At 41.9% G+C, this 15,812-nt stretch carries 19 protein-coding genes; 13 read left to right on the top strand and 6 right to left on the bottom strand.

The annotated features are described in order from the left end of the window. Positions 1-47 precede the first annotated feature (47 nt). On the bottom strand, positions 48-377 hold the full coding sequence (locus tag IM797_RS20950; RefSeq protein ID WP_194129202.1) for a DUF3276 family protein: 330 nt from the start codon (positions 375-377) through the stop codon (positions 48-50). A gap of 77 nt (positions 378-454) precedes the next feature. After that, positions 455-2,248 carry an ABC transporter ATP-binding protein gene (locus IM797_RS20945; protein ID WP_194129147.1) on the bottom strand — a complete coding sequence of 598 codons (1,794 nt, stop codon included), beginning with the start codon at positions 2,246-2,248 and terminating at the stop codon, positions 455-457. A gap of 109 nt (positions 2,249-2,357) precedes the next feature. Between IM797_RS20945 and IM797_RS20940 the strand changes: the two genes are divergently transcribed. The 9 genes from IM797_RS20940 (at position 2,358) to IM797_RS20900 (ending at position 8,454) form a co-directional block, all read left to right on the top strand. Further along, on the top strand, positions 2,358-3,446 hold the full coding sequence (locus IM797_RS20940) for a Glu/Leu/Phe/Val dehydrogenase (protein ID WP_194129146.1): 1,089 nt from the start codon (positions 2,358-2,360) through the stop codon (positions 3,444-3,446). A 33-nt stretch (positions 3,447-3,479) separates the two neighbouring features. Then, a complete protein-coding gene (gene nusB, locus IM797_RS20935) occupies positions 3,480-4,430 on the top strand; it encodes a transcription antitermination factor NusB (RefSeq protein WP_194129145.1) in 951 nt (316 codons plus the stop codon). Between the two features lie 4 nt (positions 4,431-4,434). Further along, on the top strand, positions 4,435-4,896 hold the full coding sequence (locus tag IM797_RS20930) for a DUF1573 domain-containing protein (RefSeq protein WP_194129144.1): 462 nt from the start codon (positions 4,435-4,437) through the stop codon (positions 4,894-4,896). A 20-nt stretch (positions 4,897-4,916) separates the two neighbouring features. Continuing rightward, entirely contained in the window at positions 4,917-5,249 is a 333-nt protein-coding gene (yajC, locus tag IM797_RS20925; protein ID WP_194129143.1) for a preprotein translocase subunit YajC, read from the top strand. A 101-nt stretch (positions 5,250-5,350) separates the two neighbouring features. After that, positions 5,351-6,298, top strand: coding sequence for a YbbR-like domain-containing protein (locus IM797_RS20920; protein ID WP_194129142.1), 948 nt, complete (start codon positions 5,351-5,353; stop codon positions 6,296-6,298). Next, the gene (coaE, locus tag IM797_RS20915) at positions 6,298-6,894 is read left to right on the top strand and encodes a dephospho-CoA kinase (RefSeq protein WP_194129141.1); all 597 of its coding nucleotides are present in this window, start codon (positions 6,298-6,300) and stop codon (positions 6,892-6,894) included. Before IM797_RS20920 ends, coaE begins: the two co-directional genes overlap by 1 nt. After that, positions 6,891-7,832, top strand: coding sequence for an MBL fold metallo-hydrolase (locus IM797_RS20910; protein ID WP_194129140.1), 942 nt, complete (start codon positions 6,891-6,893; stop codon positions 7,830-7,832). Before coaE ends, IM797_RS20910 begins: the two co-directional genes overlap by 4 nt. Next, a complete protein-coding gene (locus tag IM797_RS20905) occupies positions 7,832-8,005 on the top strand; it encodes a DUF5522 domain-containing protein (RefSeq protein ID WP_194129139.1) in 174 nt (57 codons plus the stop codon). The genes IM797_RS20910 and IM797_RS20905 overlap by 1 nt, the downstream gene beginning before the upstream one ends. Continuing rightward, positions 8,002-8,454, top strand: a complete 453-nt coding sequence (locus tag IM797_RS20900; RefSeq protein ID WP_370583106.1) for a MarR family winged helix-turn-helix transcriptional regulator — start codon at positions 8,002-8,004, stop codon at positions 8,452-8,454. The genes IM797_RS20905 and IM797_RS20900 overlap by 4 nt, the downstream gene beginning before the upstream one ends. On the opposite strand, the gene IM797_RS20895 is transcribed toward IM797_RS20900, so the two are convergent. Genes IM797_RS20895 through IM797_RS20885 form a run of 3 tightly spaced genes read right to left on the bottom strand, consistent with a single transcriptional unit; the run spans position 8,451 to position 10,482 of the window. Next, positions 8,451-9,191, bottom strand: coding sequence for a ZIP family metal transporter (locus tag IM797_RS20895; protein WP_194129138.1), 741 nt, complete (start codon positions 9,189-9,191; stop codon positions 8,451-8,453). The two genes, IM797_RS20900 and IM797_RS20895, sit on opposite strands and share 4 nt — an antisense overlap. Beyond that, on the bottom strand, positions 9,191-9,754 hold the full coding sequence (locus tag IM797_RS20890; RefSeq protein ID WP_194129137.1) for a phosphatase PAP2 family protein: 564 nt from the start codon (positions 9,752-9,754) through the stop codon (positions 9,191-9,193). Before IM797_RS20890 ends, IM797_RS20895 begins: the two co-directional genes overlap by 1 nt. Then, entirely contained in the window at positions 9,751-10,482 is a 732-nt protein-coding gene (locus tag IM797_RS20885; RefSeq protein WP_194129136.1) for a bifunctional 2-polyprenyl-6-hydroxyphenol methylase/3-demethylubiquinol 3-O-methyltransferase UbiG, read from the bottom strand. Before IM797_RS20885 ends, IM797_RS20890 begins: the two co-directional genes overlap by 4 nt. Positions 10,483-10,657: 175 nt before the next feature. Here IM797_RS20885 and glmM point away from each other — a divergent pair, with 175 nt between their 5' ends. Beyond that, a complete protein-coding gene (gene glmM, locus IM797_RS20880) occupies positions 10,658-12,046 on the top strand; it encodes a phosphoglucosamine mutase (RefSeq protein ID WP_194129135.1) in 1,389 nt (462 codons plus the stop codon). A gap of 22 nt (positions 12,047-12,068) precedes the next feature. Next, positions 12,069-13,217: a cysteine desulfurase family protein gene (locus IM797_RS20875; protein WP_194129134.1), complete on the top strand. Its 1,149-nt coding sequence runs from the start codon at positions 12,069-12,071 to the stop codon at positions 13,215-13,217. Between the two features lie 36 nt (positions 13,218-13,253). Here the strand turns inward: IM797_RS20875 and accD are convergent, their stop codons facing one another. After that, entirely contained in the window at positions 13,254-14,099 is an 846-nt protein-coding gene (gene accD / locus IM797_RS20870) for an acetyl-CoA carboxylase, carboxyltransferase subunit beta (protein ID WP_194129133.1), read from the bottom strand. Positions 14,100-14,227: 128 nt separating this feature from the next. Here accD and fbaA point away from each other — a divergent pair, with 128 nt between their 5' ends. After that, positions 14,228-15,307: a class II fructose-bisphosphate aldolase gene (gene fbaA, locus IM797_RS20865; RefSeq protein WP_194129132.1), complete on the top strand. Its 1,080-nt coding sequence runs from the start codon at positions 14,228-14,230 to the stop codon at positions 15,305-15,307. 70 nt (positions 15,308-15,377) lie between these two features. Continuing rightward, positions 15,378-15,806, top strand: a complete 429-nt coding sequence (locus IM797_RS20860; RefSeq protein ID WP_194129131.1) for a GNAT family N-acetyltransferase — start codon at positions 15,378-15,380, stop codon at positions 15,804-15,806. Positions 15,807-15,812 lie beyond the last annotated feature (6 nt).

Here is a 15,812-nt window from a genome sequence, read left to right as displayed (position 1 = left end):
AAAGCCCCTGATTAAAAATCAGGGGCTTTTCAATATCTTATGTTTAATTAAAACGTGAAATCGTCATTGAGGTTTTTGCTACCAACACCTTCATGGTTTTCCGAATATTCATAGCGTTTTTCTACAACATCCTGGTGGTTCTTGATGTAGTCAACCGTTTCGTTTAATCCTTCAGCAAACTTCTCAAAATCTTCCTTATATAAAAAGATCTTATGCTTTACGAATACACCGTCTTCCAGTCTTTTTTTACTTTCGGTTAGAGTAAGGTAATAGTCTCCTGAACGCGTAGCTTTTACATCGAAAAAATAAGTTCTTTTACCAGCTCTTACTTTCTTAGAAAAAACCTCTTCTCTCTCTTTGTTGTCAAATTCTCCCATGGTTGGATTCATCTTAGTTTTGGTTCGGGTAAATATAAACTATTAATTATTAAACTTCAAAATAGAAATTCAATAGATTATGGGTTTACTGTACTTTCTTCTTCCAGGAGCTGGTTTTGGTACATCTCTGCATAAGCACCATTTAAGCCCATTAACTGCTTGTGATCGCCTTGCTCAATTATTTTCCCATCATCAAGTACCAAAATGATATCTGCATTTTTTATCGTAGAAATCCGGTGCGCAATCAAAATACTGGTGCATCCTTTCATGATCCGGTTCAAATTACCAAGGATTTCTTCTTCAGTTCGCGTGTCTACAGCCGATAAACAGTCGTCAAATATCAGAATCTTAGGCGATTTGATCAATGCACGCGCAATAGATACCCGTTGTTTCTGACCGCCCGAAAGGGTGATTCCACGCTCACCCAGCATCGTTTCAAACTTCAGGTCAAAGTCAATGATGTTGTGATAAACAGCAGCATTTTTGGCCGCCGTAGCTACAGCCTCATCGCTCACCTCATCCAGGCCAAATGCAATGTTATTTTTAATGGTATCAGAAAAAAGAAAAACTTCCTGCGGAACAAAACCAATCTGGTTCCGGTAATTGCTTAAATTAACAGCAGGCAAGGCTTGTCCGTCTATGCTGATCACTCCCGTATCCACATCATACATGCGCATGATCAAATTGGCCAGGGTTGATTTTCCCGAACCCGTACGCCCGATAACCGCTACAAACTGTCCGGCCTTAATGTCAAAACTCACATCTTTCAAAGCCTCAATTCCGGTATCCGGGTAAGTGAAACTTACATTTTTAAACTGGATATCTCCTTGAATTACCGGTTGCTCTGTATTTACCGATACAATTTCAGGTTCCAGTTGTAAAAACTCGTTGATGCGTTTTTGTGAAGCCGAAGCACGCTGGATCAACGTAGTAACCCAGCCCAGCATGGTCACCGGGAAAGTAAGCTGATTCACATAAACAATAAATTCTGCAATGTTACCCGGTGTAATTGAACCCTCAATCACTTGCTTCCCGCCAATGTATACGGTTAGTATGGTGCTCAAGCCAACCAGCAAAAGCATGGTGGGGTAAAATAGTGCCTGAACTTTAACCAGGCCCATCGCGCTATCTTTATAGTTTTGGCTCTGGTCTGCAAAAACATCCCGCGTATGGCCTTCCCGTACGTACGATTTAATTACCCGGATACCTGAAAACCTTTCCTGTACAAAACTGGATAAGGAAGAAAGCTGGTGCTGAATCTGCTCGCTTTTCTGATTAATTAAGGTGTTTACCAGGTAAATGATCACGACCAGCACTGGCAGGGGCAATAGGCACCAGATTGCCAGCGTCGCATTTACTGCAAACATGGCATAAATCACCAGCAAAAATAAAACTGCAGTATTAATGGTATACATGATCGCCGGTCCCACATACATCCTTACCCGGTTCACATCTTCCGTAGCGCGGTTCATCAGGTCGCCGGTGTTGTTGCGGCGGTAAAAACCCAGACTCAATTTCTGATAATGCGCATAAATTTCATTCTTCATGTCGAACTCAATGTGGCGCGACATTAAAATGATGGTCTGCCGCATGAAAAACAGGAAAAGTCCACGCAACAGGTACAGCACCAGGACCAGCATCCCGAAGTAAAATAAGCTGGTGCTAAAGATATCATATACCACCTGGGCACGGTCAAAGCCATGAAAAAGCCTGTAAACCTCAATATTTTCAGTGATCAGGTTAAAGGCATGACCAATAACCTGGGCCGGAATTACGCCAAATATGTTGGAAATCACAACGAAGAAGACCCCGGGGATAATCCACCATTTGTATTTATAGAAATATTTGTTTAAAAACCGGAGGTGTTTCATCGGGAGTAAAGTTAGCCAAACGAAGGTAATTTTTTCAAAGACTTTGGTTAATACAATGTAATTAATGTTTTTTTAGCTAGTTTTGCGACATATCTGATAACAAAATTATATGTCTGGTAATAGTTCTCTTACAAATTCAATTTTAGATCAACTGAGTGCTTCGGGTCACAAGAAAGTAGTTTTTTGTAATGATCCGGATACTGGTTTGAAAGCAATTATTGCCATTCACGATACCACACTTGGGCCTGCATTGGGCGGTACCCGCATGTGGAGTTACGCGACAGAAAGCGAAGCTTTGGAAGATGTACTGCGTTTATCTAGTGCAATGACCTATAAAGCAGCAATCACCGGATTGAATTTGGGCGGGGGTAAAGCAGTCATCATCGGGGATTCCAGAAAAGGAAAATCTGAAGCCATGATGCGCAGCTATGGTCGTTTCATCAAAAACTTAAACGGAGAGTTCATTACAGCTGAGGATGTAGGTACAACCACCAAAGACATGGAGTATATCCGTATGGAAACCACCCATGTTACCGGTGTTCCTGAATCTTTAGGTGGTGCAGGCAATCCAGCGCCAACTACTGCCCAGGGGGTGTTTTTAGGGATCAAAGCTTGTGTAAAAGAAGTCTTTGGAACCGATATGCTGGCCGGCCGTTCTGTAGTGGTACAAGGAATTGGTAACGTTGGTGAGCACCTTGTGGCCCTGCTTAGAGCAGAAAATGTAGAAGTTTACATCAGCGATATCAACGAAGAACGGTTACAACATGTAGCACGTACGTATAAAGCAAAGCCGATCAGTGCCGATAAAATATTTGCCATGGATGCTGATATTTATGCGCCATGTGCTTTAGGAGCAACCGTTAATGACAAAACCATTCACAAAATGAAGTTTGCCATCATTGCCGGTTCAGCGAACAACCAGCTTGCTGATGAAAACATCCACGGACAGCTGTTGCTGGACAAAGGCATCCTGTTTGCTCCAGATTACCTGATCAATGCCGGTGGCTTGATCAGTTGTTACTCAGAACTGACTGGTTTCGGCAGAAAAAGAACCATGCAGCTGACAGAAAATATTTACAATGCAACCCGCGATGTGATCCGGATGTCTAAAAAAGAAAACATCCCAACCGTACAAGCCGCCAACCGCATTGCAGAACAAAGAATCATCGACATCAAAAAAATAAAATCATCATTTTAATCACCAGGTAATTTACCACTCGTTCTTACATTCATGTTAAACAGAAGGCACTTAAGAATTAAAGCTATGCAGAACATTTTCGCATGGCACATGACAGACAAAAGAGATTTAGCCGCTTCCAAGAAAGCGCTAATGAAAAGTATTGATGATGTATACGAAATGTACATCGGCATGCTATCCCTATTGGTTGAGGTTACGGAATACACCAGTATTGACGCAATCGAACGCTCCAACAAACACCTGCCAACAGCAGAAGATCTCAATCCAAATATGAAACTGCTAAACAATAAGTTTGCGGTAACATTAAAGGCCAATCCTGATTTTAGTGCTGCGGTACATAAATACAAGATCAACTGGATGGCAGATCCGGAGTTTGTGAAAGCCATTTTCAATACCCTCAAAGTAACGCCGGAATATGCGGCTTACCTGGCGGATGAAGACAACAGCCTGGAAGGATCCAAAACCATTATCAAATACATTTTCCGCAAAATCATTCTGAAAAGTCACAACATCATTCAGGATTTTGAAGATAAATTTATCAACTGGTCGGTTGATAAAGAAGTAATGCAAGGTATGGTGGCAAAAACCATTAAAAACTTTACCTCTGAAGATCCCTTTAAAAACAAACTGACACCGATTAGCCAGGACTGGGCAGAAGACAGCAAGTTTGTTGAAGACCTGTTTGCGTATACACTGCGCAACAATAAAGAATATCATGAGCTGATCGCTGAGCGGACCAAGAACTGGGAATCTGAGCGTATCGCATTAATGGATACCATTTTAATGAAAATGGCCATCTGTGAACTGATGAACTTCCCTTCAATACCGGTTAAAGTAACCATTAACGAATACCTGGATTTATCAAAAGATTACAGTACACCGAAAAGTAATTCTTTTATTAACGGTATATTGGACAAAATTTTAGGCGATTTGAAAAGAACGGATAGTATCCATAAAATTGGCCGCGGACTTATTGACGAATAAAAATATGAAACGAATTTTTTTAATGGCAACGGTTGCTATAGCCCTTGCTTCCTGTCAGCAAAATGCTGGAAAAAAAGCTGATGCTGTTAGCGACACCACCACAGCGGCAACTGCTGCAACTGCCGCTACCGTTCCTGCTGCTGATGCAGCGGTAATTAGTTTTGAAAAAGACAGTTACAACTTCGGGAATGTGACGCAGGGAGAAAAGGTTTATTACAGCTACAAATTCAAAAACACAGGTAAAAGCCCTTTAATTGTACTCAATGCTACAGCAACTTGTGGTTGTACAGTACCAGAGGTTCCAAAAGAGCCGGTTAAACCAGGTGACGAAGGTGTAATTAAAGTAGTTTTTGACAGCAATGGAAAACAAGGTTTGCAGGATAAAGTAATTACGGTTACTTCAAATGCCAATCCTGCAATTGCCGAATTACATTTAACCGGTGAGGTTAAGGAACAAACGAAATAAAATAACTTATATTCAACAACATGATTTCAACAGTAATTTTACAAGCCGCCGCTGGCGGAAGCAGTATGGTCAGCACATTGATACCCATGGTATTAATTATGGTCGTATTTTATTTCTTTATGATCAGACCACAGGTTAAAAAAGCAAAAGATCATAAAAAACTAGTTGAAGAACTAAAAAAAGGTGATAAAATCGTAACCACAGCAGGTATTCATGGTCGCATTGCCGACATGAACGACACTACGTTCTTAATCGAAGTAGAAGGTGGTACCAAAATCCGTTTTGATAAAACTGCCGTTTCTTTAGAAGCAACTAAAGCTGCAGCACCTAAAATAGACACTACAAAAGCCTAGTTTTCGGATACGCATAAAAAAATGCCTCTTTACATGAATTTGTGGAGAGGCATTTTTTATGCATTTGTGCTTACTGGCATATTATTCGTATTTTTACAGCAATGCCGTTTATTAAACTCACTAAAATAGAGCGGAAGCGATTCCTGGTGATACTGACCTGCTTGCTCGTTGCAATTGCGGCATGGCTGTTTATGGCCCTCGACAATAAGTATGTATATACAGCCAAAACGGTTTTAAAATACAATAACATTCCACAAAAGAAAGCTTTTCATCCTTTGCAGTCCGATACTGTTGATTTACAGGTAGAAGGCTCTGGCTGGCAGCTGCTTTTTGCCAGGCTCAGGATCAATCCCCAGTCCATCGCCATCAGTCTGGAAAAATTAAACAACCGCAACTTCATCCTCTTTTCTGAACAACTGTTTAACGTGAACAGGCAGCTTGAAACCTCTCAGAAAATCATATCGGTGCGGCCAGACACCTTATATTTCGACTTCTCGGAAAAAACCGTGAAACGGGTTCCCGTTCAATTGGTGTCCGACATCAGTTTCATCAAACAATATGGCATTTCTAATCCGGTTGAAATTACGCCAGAATACGTCACCATTTCCGGCCCGGAGCAGGAATTGAAAAAGTTTCAAAACTGGGACACAGATTCCTTAAAATTGGAAAATGTGCAGCGGACAACCAAAACTGTGCTGGCCATGACCCAGAGCAAACTCAAAAACGTAACCATTTTTCCGGCCAGCGTAGAAGTGAAAATACCCGTTGATGAGTTTACCGAAAAAGAACTGGAAATTCCGGTTAAAGTCATCAACAACAGTGCCTACTACAACATCAGGCTTTATCCCAAAAAAGTTAAAATCAACTTTATGGTAGCCCTTTCCAAATACAAAACCGTTAACGAAGATTTCATGGAAGCCGTAGTGGACCTGGACGATTGGAAAATACGCAACCACGGCCAGCTCAATGTTAAAATGACCCGCTTTCCGGAATATTGCAAACTGCTGAGCATCATTCCCGCAAAAATCGATTTTATAATAGAAAAGTAATGCTTAAGATAGGAATTACAGGAGGCATCGGTAGTGGTAAAACTACGGTCTGCAGAATATTTGAAACACTTGGTATTCCGGTCTTTTACGCCGATACCGTAGCCAAACAGATTATGGTGACCGATCCAATCCTGGTTGCTGGTGTAAAACAAGCCTTCGGTGAGGATAGCTATTTGGCCGATGGTACACTCAACAACAAACACATCGCTGGCATTGTATTCAACAATGCCTTAGAACTGGAGAAATTGAATGGTCTGGTACATCCCGCTGTTTTCAGGGCCTTTGATTCCTGGATTCAACAGGTACCTGATACCGTTCCCTATACCCTCAAAGAGGCTGCGCTTTTATTTGAAAGCGATTCCTATAAAATGTGTGACCAGACCGTATTGGTCATTGCACCAATAGAAACGCGCTTACAGCGCGTAATGGCGCGTGATGGTGTCTCTGAAGCACAAGTCAGGGCCCGGATGGATAAACAACTTTCCGACGAGCAAAAAATGAAAATGGCAGATCACCTCATCTACAACAACGAAACCGATTCCTTAATCGCGCAGGTTCTGAAATTGCATCAGCAATTTCTAAACACAACCATATGATATTAGACGACTTTATAATACTGAACAAAACCGGACTGTTTTGCAGCTACGGTGATTTTTACCTCGACCCAAAAGAGCCTGTTAAACATGCCGTAATTTCTCATGCCCATGGCGATCATGCCATTGGAGGCAACTTAAACGTATATTGTACCGAAGCTACCGCCTTGTTCATGAAACACCGCTACCGGAAATTTGCCGGTGGGGAGTTTTTCCTGAAAACCTATCATGAAACTTTCAATTTAAATGGCGTTAAGATCACTTTCATCTCTGCCGGACATATCCTCGGCTCTGCGCAGGTTTTAATGGAGTATGCGGGCGTAAAATACCTGTATACGGGAGATTATAAGTTGCAACCTGACGATACCTGCGAACCGATTGAATTTGCACAGGCCGATGTCCTGATTACAGAGACAACCTTTGCCGATCCTGCTACACAACACCCAGATGCAGAAACCGAGATCTTAAAGCTCAATACCACGCAAACCAATATCATGCTGGGGGCTTATGCTTTGGGTAAATGTCAGCGTTTAATTGCGCTGATCAATGCACATTGTACTGAAAAAAGGATATTGCTGCACCACAGTATGGTTCCTTTCGTTAAAATCTATGAGCAAATGGGAATCAATATGGGCAGGTACGAGGTTTACGATCGTAAAGTCATGAAGAATAACCCCGCCAATATGATCTATATGGTGCCGCCAATGGTCTACAGAAGTTATTTTAAGGCCATTAATGTAATCCGGATCTTTGCTACGGGATGGAAACACCTGCAAAATAACAATGAAATCCAGTTGTATGTATCCGATCATGCCGACTGGAATGACATTTTGCTTACGGTAAAAAATGTAAATCCCAGCCAGGTCTGGACCAATCATGGCGACGGACTGCAGCTGAAAAATCATTTCGAAAAAAGTTTGGTCGTTAAATTGCTAAGCTGATGGAAGAAGGCGTAGACTACTATTTCAACGAAGATGGATTCATGGTTTTTACCAGGGAGTACCATCTGAAACGGGGTTCCTGCTGTAAAAATAAATGTAAACACTGTCCCTGGGGTTATGGACGAAAAAAGCCAGGGGATACAGATAAGGACGATAACAAAGAGAATGGATGATGCAGTTGCAAAAAGAAATTAAAATCTCAGGCTTCGAAAGTGTATTTCAGCAAGCTGTGGTCAATGTGGTGTTTAGCTCGGGCTGGTGCAATGAACAAATCAAACAAATCCTTGCACCCTATGATATTACCAATCAACAATTTAATATATTAAGAATTTTAAGGGGACAACATCCTGTACCAGCTACCATTAACCTGTTGAAATCAAGGATGCTGGATAAAATGTGTGATGCCTCACGTATTGTGGATCGCCTGGTTCAAAAAGGCCTGGTCATCAAAAAAATAAACCCTGCGGATAAGCGTGCAGTAGACATCATCATCAGCAGCAAAGGATTGGAATTGCTGGATCAAATGGACCAGGAGTTAGACTTATCGGCCATGGTATCGGCTAACCTCACTGAAGAAGAAGCCGGGCAATTGAATGAGCTGCTTGATAAAATGCGTGGCTAATGCACATGCACTTCATGGCTGTGTCCGGAAGTATAATAACCAATTAAGGCAATGGCAACACCGGCAATTACCGCAATCATTTTACGCTTGCTCACTTTATGATCTACACCGGATTCAAACAAAATCGTGGTAGAGATGTGTAAGAATATACCGATCACGATACCCATCATTTTGTTGAAATAAGCTTCTACACCACCAATGCTGCCATTGCTGATGCCATAACTCACGCAAAAACCCAATGGCGCCATAATGGCAAATACGCCAATATAAAACAAAATGCTGCTGCGTTTAAAATGACTCTGAAGCAGGATACTGGCCAGTGCAAAGGCGGCTGGAATGTGGTGTAAGGAAATCCCGAAAATTAAAGCGTTGTGCTGATCTTTGGCCAAAGGCATGCCTTCTAAAAAAGCATGCAGACATAAACTGATCATAATTCCATAAGGAAACAAATGCTTGTCGTCGTGCTTATGGATATGCCCGTGTTCCACACCTTCAGAAAATTGCTCCAGAAAAATCTGCAACAGGAAACCAATCAGGATATAAATGCCAATTTCACGGCTGTCTGTACCGCTGTACGCATCCGGAATCAGGTGCAATACGGTGATGGCAAATAAATATGCCCCGCTAAAAGATAAAATTAATTTTAAGAGCTGTGATTTATCACTTTTAACCAGAAAGATGGCCGAACCACCTAAAAAAGCGCTAAAGAATAAAATGAGCAATTTCCAGATTTCCATTATAATTGCGGTTGAAGTGTTTTATATATCCTGGCAGTGATCAAGCCAATTGTCGTGCCCAGTACGGCACCCACCATGGTGTCAATAGGGTAGTGGACCCCTACATAAATTTGAGAAAATGAAATGATGAATGCCCAGAACAGACCAAGGGGTAAAACAGGCTTCCATTTATCGTAAAAAACGAAGATCAGAAAAACAGCAATGGCAAAATGGTTGGTGGCATGTGCTGATGGAAAACTATAGCCACTTCCGCAAGGTACCCGGTGTATGATGTCATGGATCAGTGTTGGTTCGTTACAAGGCCTGAGACGTGCAACCAGGGGCTTGATCACCCTCGACGCGATCAAATCGCCCATGGCAAAAGTGACCAGCAACATGCCGATGATATACCCGCCTTTTTTCTTGTATTCTACGAAACAGAAAACGAAGATAAAAAGGTATAACGGCGACCAGAAAAAACGATTCCGCATCAATGGCAGCAGCCAGTCAAAAAACGGATTAGACAGCCCTCTATGTATTTTTAGAAAGAGTTCAACATCAAATTGCTGTAAGCTTTCGATCATACTTTTTTGCAGATTAAAATTAGCCGGTCAGATTTGATCTCGTCAAATGGCTCCAGTCCGTAACTGCCAAACATAGCCTCGATCCGCAAACCGCTTTTCTCCAGCATCCGTTCAAAATCAGCGCGGCTAAAAGCCTGGACACGCTCTTCAAATGCGAAGCTTTTGTCCCGGTGCTCAAAATTAATGTGCTTGATGATCTTACCCTCCGACACAAATTTATTCAGATGAAACTCTATGCCATCGACCACTTTCGTCTCCTTATGCGTCAGGTTCTTCAGGATTTTCTCTGTATTGAAATAGTCAATGACTACCGTACCATCGTCTTTAATGCTTTTGCGGAATGATTTTAAAGCATTTACATGATCCTTTTCCGTATCAAAATAGCCAAAACTGGTAAACAGGTTCATCGCAATGTCAAAGTAATTGATATAACACAGCTTCCGCATGTCATGTACATAAAAATGCAGGTGTTTTTGCTCAAATTGCTGCGCAAATTTGATACTTTGCTCAGACAGGTCAATCCCGGTTACATCGTATCCCTTCTTATTCAGGTAAATGGAATGACGGCCACGGCCACAGGCAATATCCAGTATTTTGGAATGCGCCGCAGGTTTTAAATAAGCCGATAAATTATCGATTAAGAACTCTGCTTCAGCATCATTACGTTGACTGTATAAAATATGGTAATAAGGAGAATTGAACCAATATTGAAACCATTTGCGCTGCATAAAGCCGGTATTTTGATGTTTAGAAAAAGACAAATATAGTTATTTGCCATGCAACCGACAGGATTATTTAGTTTGTGTGTGAAAAATCTGCCCATCAAATGACATAATGCGTATAAGTTAAGCTAAAGCATTCGCCGATTTTTCTTAATTTTGAAAAAAGAAAAAACTCAGCAACTTGACACTTATAAAATCGATCTCCGGAATTAGAGGCACCATAGGCGGCATTGCCGGCAATGGTTTAACGCCTATTGACATTGTAAAATTTACTGCAGCCTACGGTTCGTGGGTAGTTAACAAAACAAACCTGAAAAAGATTGTACTGGGCCGTGATGCGCGCATTTCTGGTGAAATGGTGAATAACCTGGTCATTGGTACTCTGCAGGGACTTGGCATTGAAGTGATCGACCTTGGTTTATCAACCACGCCAACTGTTGAAATTGCAGTTCCGATGGAAAATGCCGGTGGTGGTATCATTTTAACAGCCAGCCACAATCCAAAACAATGGAATGCCTTAAAATTACTGAACGAGAAAGGCGAATTTATCAGCGATGCAGATGGAAAAGAAGTGCTGGATATTGCAGAGCGTGCGGAGTTTGAATTTGCTGATGTGGATAGTCTGGGTAAAGTAATCAGCAACGATACTTACTTACAAAAACACATTGACATCATCCTGGCCTTACCGCTGGTAGATGTTGAAGCCATTAAAAAGGCGAACTTTAAAATAGCGATCGACTGTGTAAATTCTACCGGTGGTATTTTCGTTCCGGCTTTATTAAGAGCATTGGGTGTAGAAACCGTATATGAATTGTATTGTGAGCCTGATGGCCATTTTCCACATAACCCGGAACCGCTTCCGGAAAACCTGACTGAAATTGCTAAAGTGGTACAGAGCAAGCAGGCAGATCTTGGAATTGTTGTTGATCCGGATGTTGACCGCCTATGCTTCGTTTGCGAAGACGGAGAAATGTTTGGTGAAGAATATACCCTGGTGGCTGTAGCCGATTATATCCTGAAAAATACAACTGGAAATACGGTGTCCAATTTGTCCTCAACCCGTGCATTGCGCGATGTGACTGAACAGGCAGGTGCTGTATACAATGCTTCTGCAGTAGGCGAGGTGAATGTAGTGAATCAAATGAAAGCTACAAATGCAGTGATTGGAGGCGAAGGTAATGGCGGGATCATTTACCCTGAATTACATTACGGCCGTGATGCATTGGTTGGAATCGCTTTGTTTTTAACCCACCTGGCCAAATACGGAAAGTCGATCTCGATCCTGCGCCGCAGTTATCCCGAGTATCACATTTCTAAAAATAAAATTACACTTACCCCGGAAATGGACATCGATGCCCTGCTGATCAAGGTACAGGACAGGTATAAAAACCAGCCCAACAGTACCATTGATGGACTGAAAATCGAATTCGACCAGTCCTGGGTACATTTGCGCCGGTCAAATACAGAACCGATCATCCGCATTTACAGCGAAGCAGGTACAGAAACTGCAGCTGAAAATCTGGCTTCCAAGATCATTTCTGACATCAAAGAAATATTAAAACTGACTTAAAAAAACTAACTAACTTATTAACATGGAACGGGTTTATCTGGATAATGCCGCCACCACGCCTTTAGATCAAGACGTGATGGCGGAGATGGTAAACGTAATGAGCAATTATTACGGAAATCCATCTTCAATTCACGCGCAGGGTCGCGAGGTTCGTACGCTGATTGAAAAAGCAAGAAAAACAGTTGCCGGATTGCTCAATGCTACCCCGGCAGAGGTGTTTTTCACCTCTGGAGGTACAGAGGCCGACAATACTGCCATTCGCTGCGGTATTGCGGCCTATAACATCAAACATGCCATTACCTCTAAAATAGAGCACCATGCAGTAGAGCATACCTTAAATATGCTCTTAAAGCAAGGGGTAATTGATAAGCTCAGTTTTGTGAATATAGACAGCAAAGGCAATGTAGATTACGATCATCTGGAAGAACTGCTGAAAAACAATGAACGTTCATTTGTTTCCTTAATGCATGCCAATAACGAACTTGGTACCTTGACAGATCTGGAAAGGGTGGGTGATCTTTGCGAAACCTATGATGCCATTTACCATTGCGATACCGTACAAACGATGGGCCATTATGTACACGATGTACGTAAACTCAAAGCGCATTTCATTGTATGTGCTGCACATAAATTGCATGGGCCAAAAGGGGTCGGTTTCTTATTTGTGAACCACAACATCAAGATCAGTCCGATGATTTTTGGTGGCGCGCAGGAAAGAAACATGCGTGGCGGTACTGAAAACGTATATGGTATTGTTGGTTTGGCGAAGGCTTTGGAAATTGCCTACGCAGAAATGGAACAGCACCAGAACCACATTCAGGAATTGAAAACCTATATGAAGGAAAAACTTGTGGCAGAAATACCCGGGATTTCTTTTAACGGGGAAACCGATGCCGATAAAAGTTTGTATACCGTACTGAATGTGTCTTTCCCGGAGATGGACATGGCAGATATGTTGTTGTTCAACCTCGACATCAATGGCGTTTCAGCATCTGGTGGCAGTGCCTGTTCTTCCGGCTCAAACATTGGTTCGCATGTGCTTACCGGTATCGGCGCAGATCCAAACCGTCCTTCCATCCGTTTCTCCTTCAGTAAATACAATACCAAAGCAGAATTGGATTACGTAGTAGAGAAAGTAAAAGATATTGTTGAAAAGAATGTAGTGGTTTAACATGATAAAGGCCTGCTCATCGCAGGCCTTTATCATTTAGTTCTTCATCATTTTAAGGAATGAAGCCAGTTTAGCCTTCATCGCCCTGCGGTCTACAATAAAGTCAAGGAAGCCGTGCTCCAAAACAAATTCTGCAGTCTGGAAGCCCTTAGGCAAATCCTTTTTAATCGTTTCTTTAATTACCCTCGGACCAGCAAAACCGATCAATGAGCCCGGCTCAGAGATGTTAATGTCGCCCAGCATGGCATAAGAAGCCGTTACACCACCCGTAGTCGGATCTGTCAGCAAAGAAATATATGGAATTTTAGCCTGGCTCAATAAAGCCAGTTTGGCTGATGTTTTGGCCATCTGCATCAATGAAAATGCAGCTTCCATCATCCGGGCACCGCCAGATTTGGAAATCATCAGGAATGGGATTTTATGTTTAATGCTATAATCAATAGAGCGGGCAATCTTTTCACCAACTACCGAACCCATTGATCCGCCAATGAAATTAAAGTCCATACAGGCAATCACCAGGTCTTCACCTTCAATTTTACCTACACCTGCTCTGATGGCGTCTTTTAAGCCGGTTTTAGCCATGCTCTCTACCAAACGCTCCGTATAAGGTTTGCTGTCTGTAAATTTCAACGGATCACCTGAAGTCAGGTTAGGGAAAAGTTCAGTAAACTTATTGTCGTCAAACAGGACCTCAAAATACTCTTTCGAGCCAACCCTTAAATGATAGTCACAATATTGGCAAACGTATTTATTTTCTACCTGATCGGCGGAGTGTAATGCCTTCTTACAATTCGGACATTTATTCCATAAGCCATCTGGAGCTTCTTTTTTTTCTTCTGTTAGCGTACTAATGCCTTTTTTTTCTCTCTTAAACCAAGCCATGTTATTTCTTGAAAAATGCGAGTACAAAGAAACGAAAAAAAATTAGAACACGTTGCGCTAGTTTGCATAACTTTAATTTGGCCAAATCTATATTTTTCCTAACTTCGGCGTATCTAAAACCAATCATAATGAGTTTAAAAGGCTATAAAGGCGTAATTTACGGAGATGCTGTTCAGGAATTATTTGAACAGGCTAAAAAACATCAGTTCGCATTGCCAGCGGTGAATGTTACAGGTACCAATACCATCAATGCAGTTATGGAAACTGCAAAAGCGGTGAATTCACCAGTGATGATCCAGCTGTCTAACGGTGGTGCTCAGTTCTACGCAGGTAAAACATTAAATAACGATAACTTAAATGCTTGCGTATTGGGCGCAGTTTCTGCAGCCAAGCACGTGCATCTGCTGGCCGAACATTACGGCGTTGCAGTAGTTTTACATACCGACCATGCTGCTAAAAAATTATTGCCATGGATCGACGGATTATTGGATCACGGTGAGAAATTCTTTGCTGAACACGGCAAACCTTTGTTCTCTTCACACATGCTTGACCTTTCTGAGGAGCCAATCGAAGAAAACATGGAGATCTCTGCCAAATATTTAGCCCGTATGGCTAAAATGGGCATGACCATTGAAATTGAATTGGGTGTAACCGGTGGTGAAGAAGATGGTGTAGACAATAGTGATGTGGACAGTTCTAAATTGTATACACAACCTTCTGAAGTAGCTTATGCTTATGAAGAATTGAGTAAAGTGAGCGATAAATTTACAGTTGCTGCCGCATTTGGTAACGTACATGGTGTATACAAACCAGGTAACGTAAAATTGCAACCGGTAATTTTGAAAAACTCGCAGGACTTTATCAAAGAGAAATTTAACCTGACTGCCGAAAAACCAATCAACTTCGTATTCCACGGTGGTTCTGGTTCTTCTCAGGAAGAGATCCGTGAGGCGATTTCTTATGGTGCCATCAAAATGAATATCGATACCGATATGCAATGGGCATTCTGGGAAGGTATCCTGGATTATTATAAAGCGAATGAAGCTTATCTTCAGGGCCAGATCGGTAATCCGGACGGAGAAGATAAACCAAACAAGAAATATTATGATCCACGCGTATGGTTACGTAAAGGCGAAGAACAATTTGTGAAACGCTTAACCCAGGCTTTTGAAGATCTAAACTGCAGAAACGCCAGCGATAAATTGTAATATCCGGATATAAAATATAAAAAGCGCTGCAAGATTGATCTTGTGGCGCTTTTTTTGTTGCATGAAACCTATGGAAACAACACTTCAGGTAAATAAAGTAAGGAATCAGGACGATCTGGAAAAGGCATTTGCAATCCGGAAAATTGTTTTTGTGGATGAACAGCATTGTCCGCCGGAACTGGAATGGGAAAATGAAGAAGAATCCATTCACTTCCTGGCAGAGCTGAACGGGGAGCCCTGCGGCGCCTGCCGCTGGCGTAAAACCGATAAAGGTTACAAACTGGAACGCTTTGCCGTACTTAAAGAGTTCAGAGGTAAAAGGATCGGACAGGCCCTGGTGGCAGCAGCCTTAGCTGATTTGCCCGCAGATGCGCATTACATTTACCTCAATGCACAACTTGATGCCATGCGTCTGTATTCCAGATTTGGCTTTATGGCCGAAGGTGACCAGTTTGAAGAAGCCGGTATCCAGCATTTTAAAATGGTAAAACAAAGCTAAAATACT

Origin of the sequence: Pedobacter sp. MC2016-24 (genome assembly GCF_015223055.1) — a bacterium.
Classification (GTDB): Bacteria; Bacteroidota; Bacteroidia; order Sphingobacteriales; family Sphingobacteriaceae; genus Pedobacter.
Note: the sequence above shows the minus strand (reverse complement) of the source record. Positions and strands in the feature narration are given on the sequence as shown.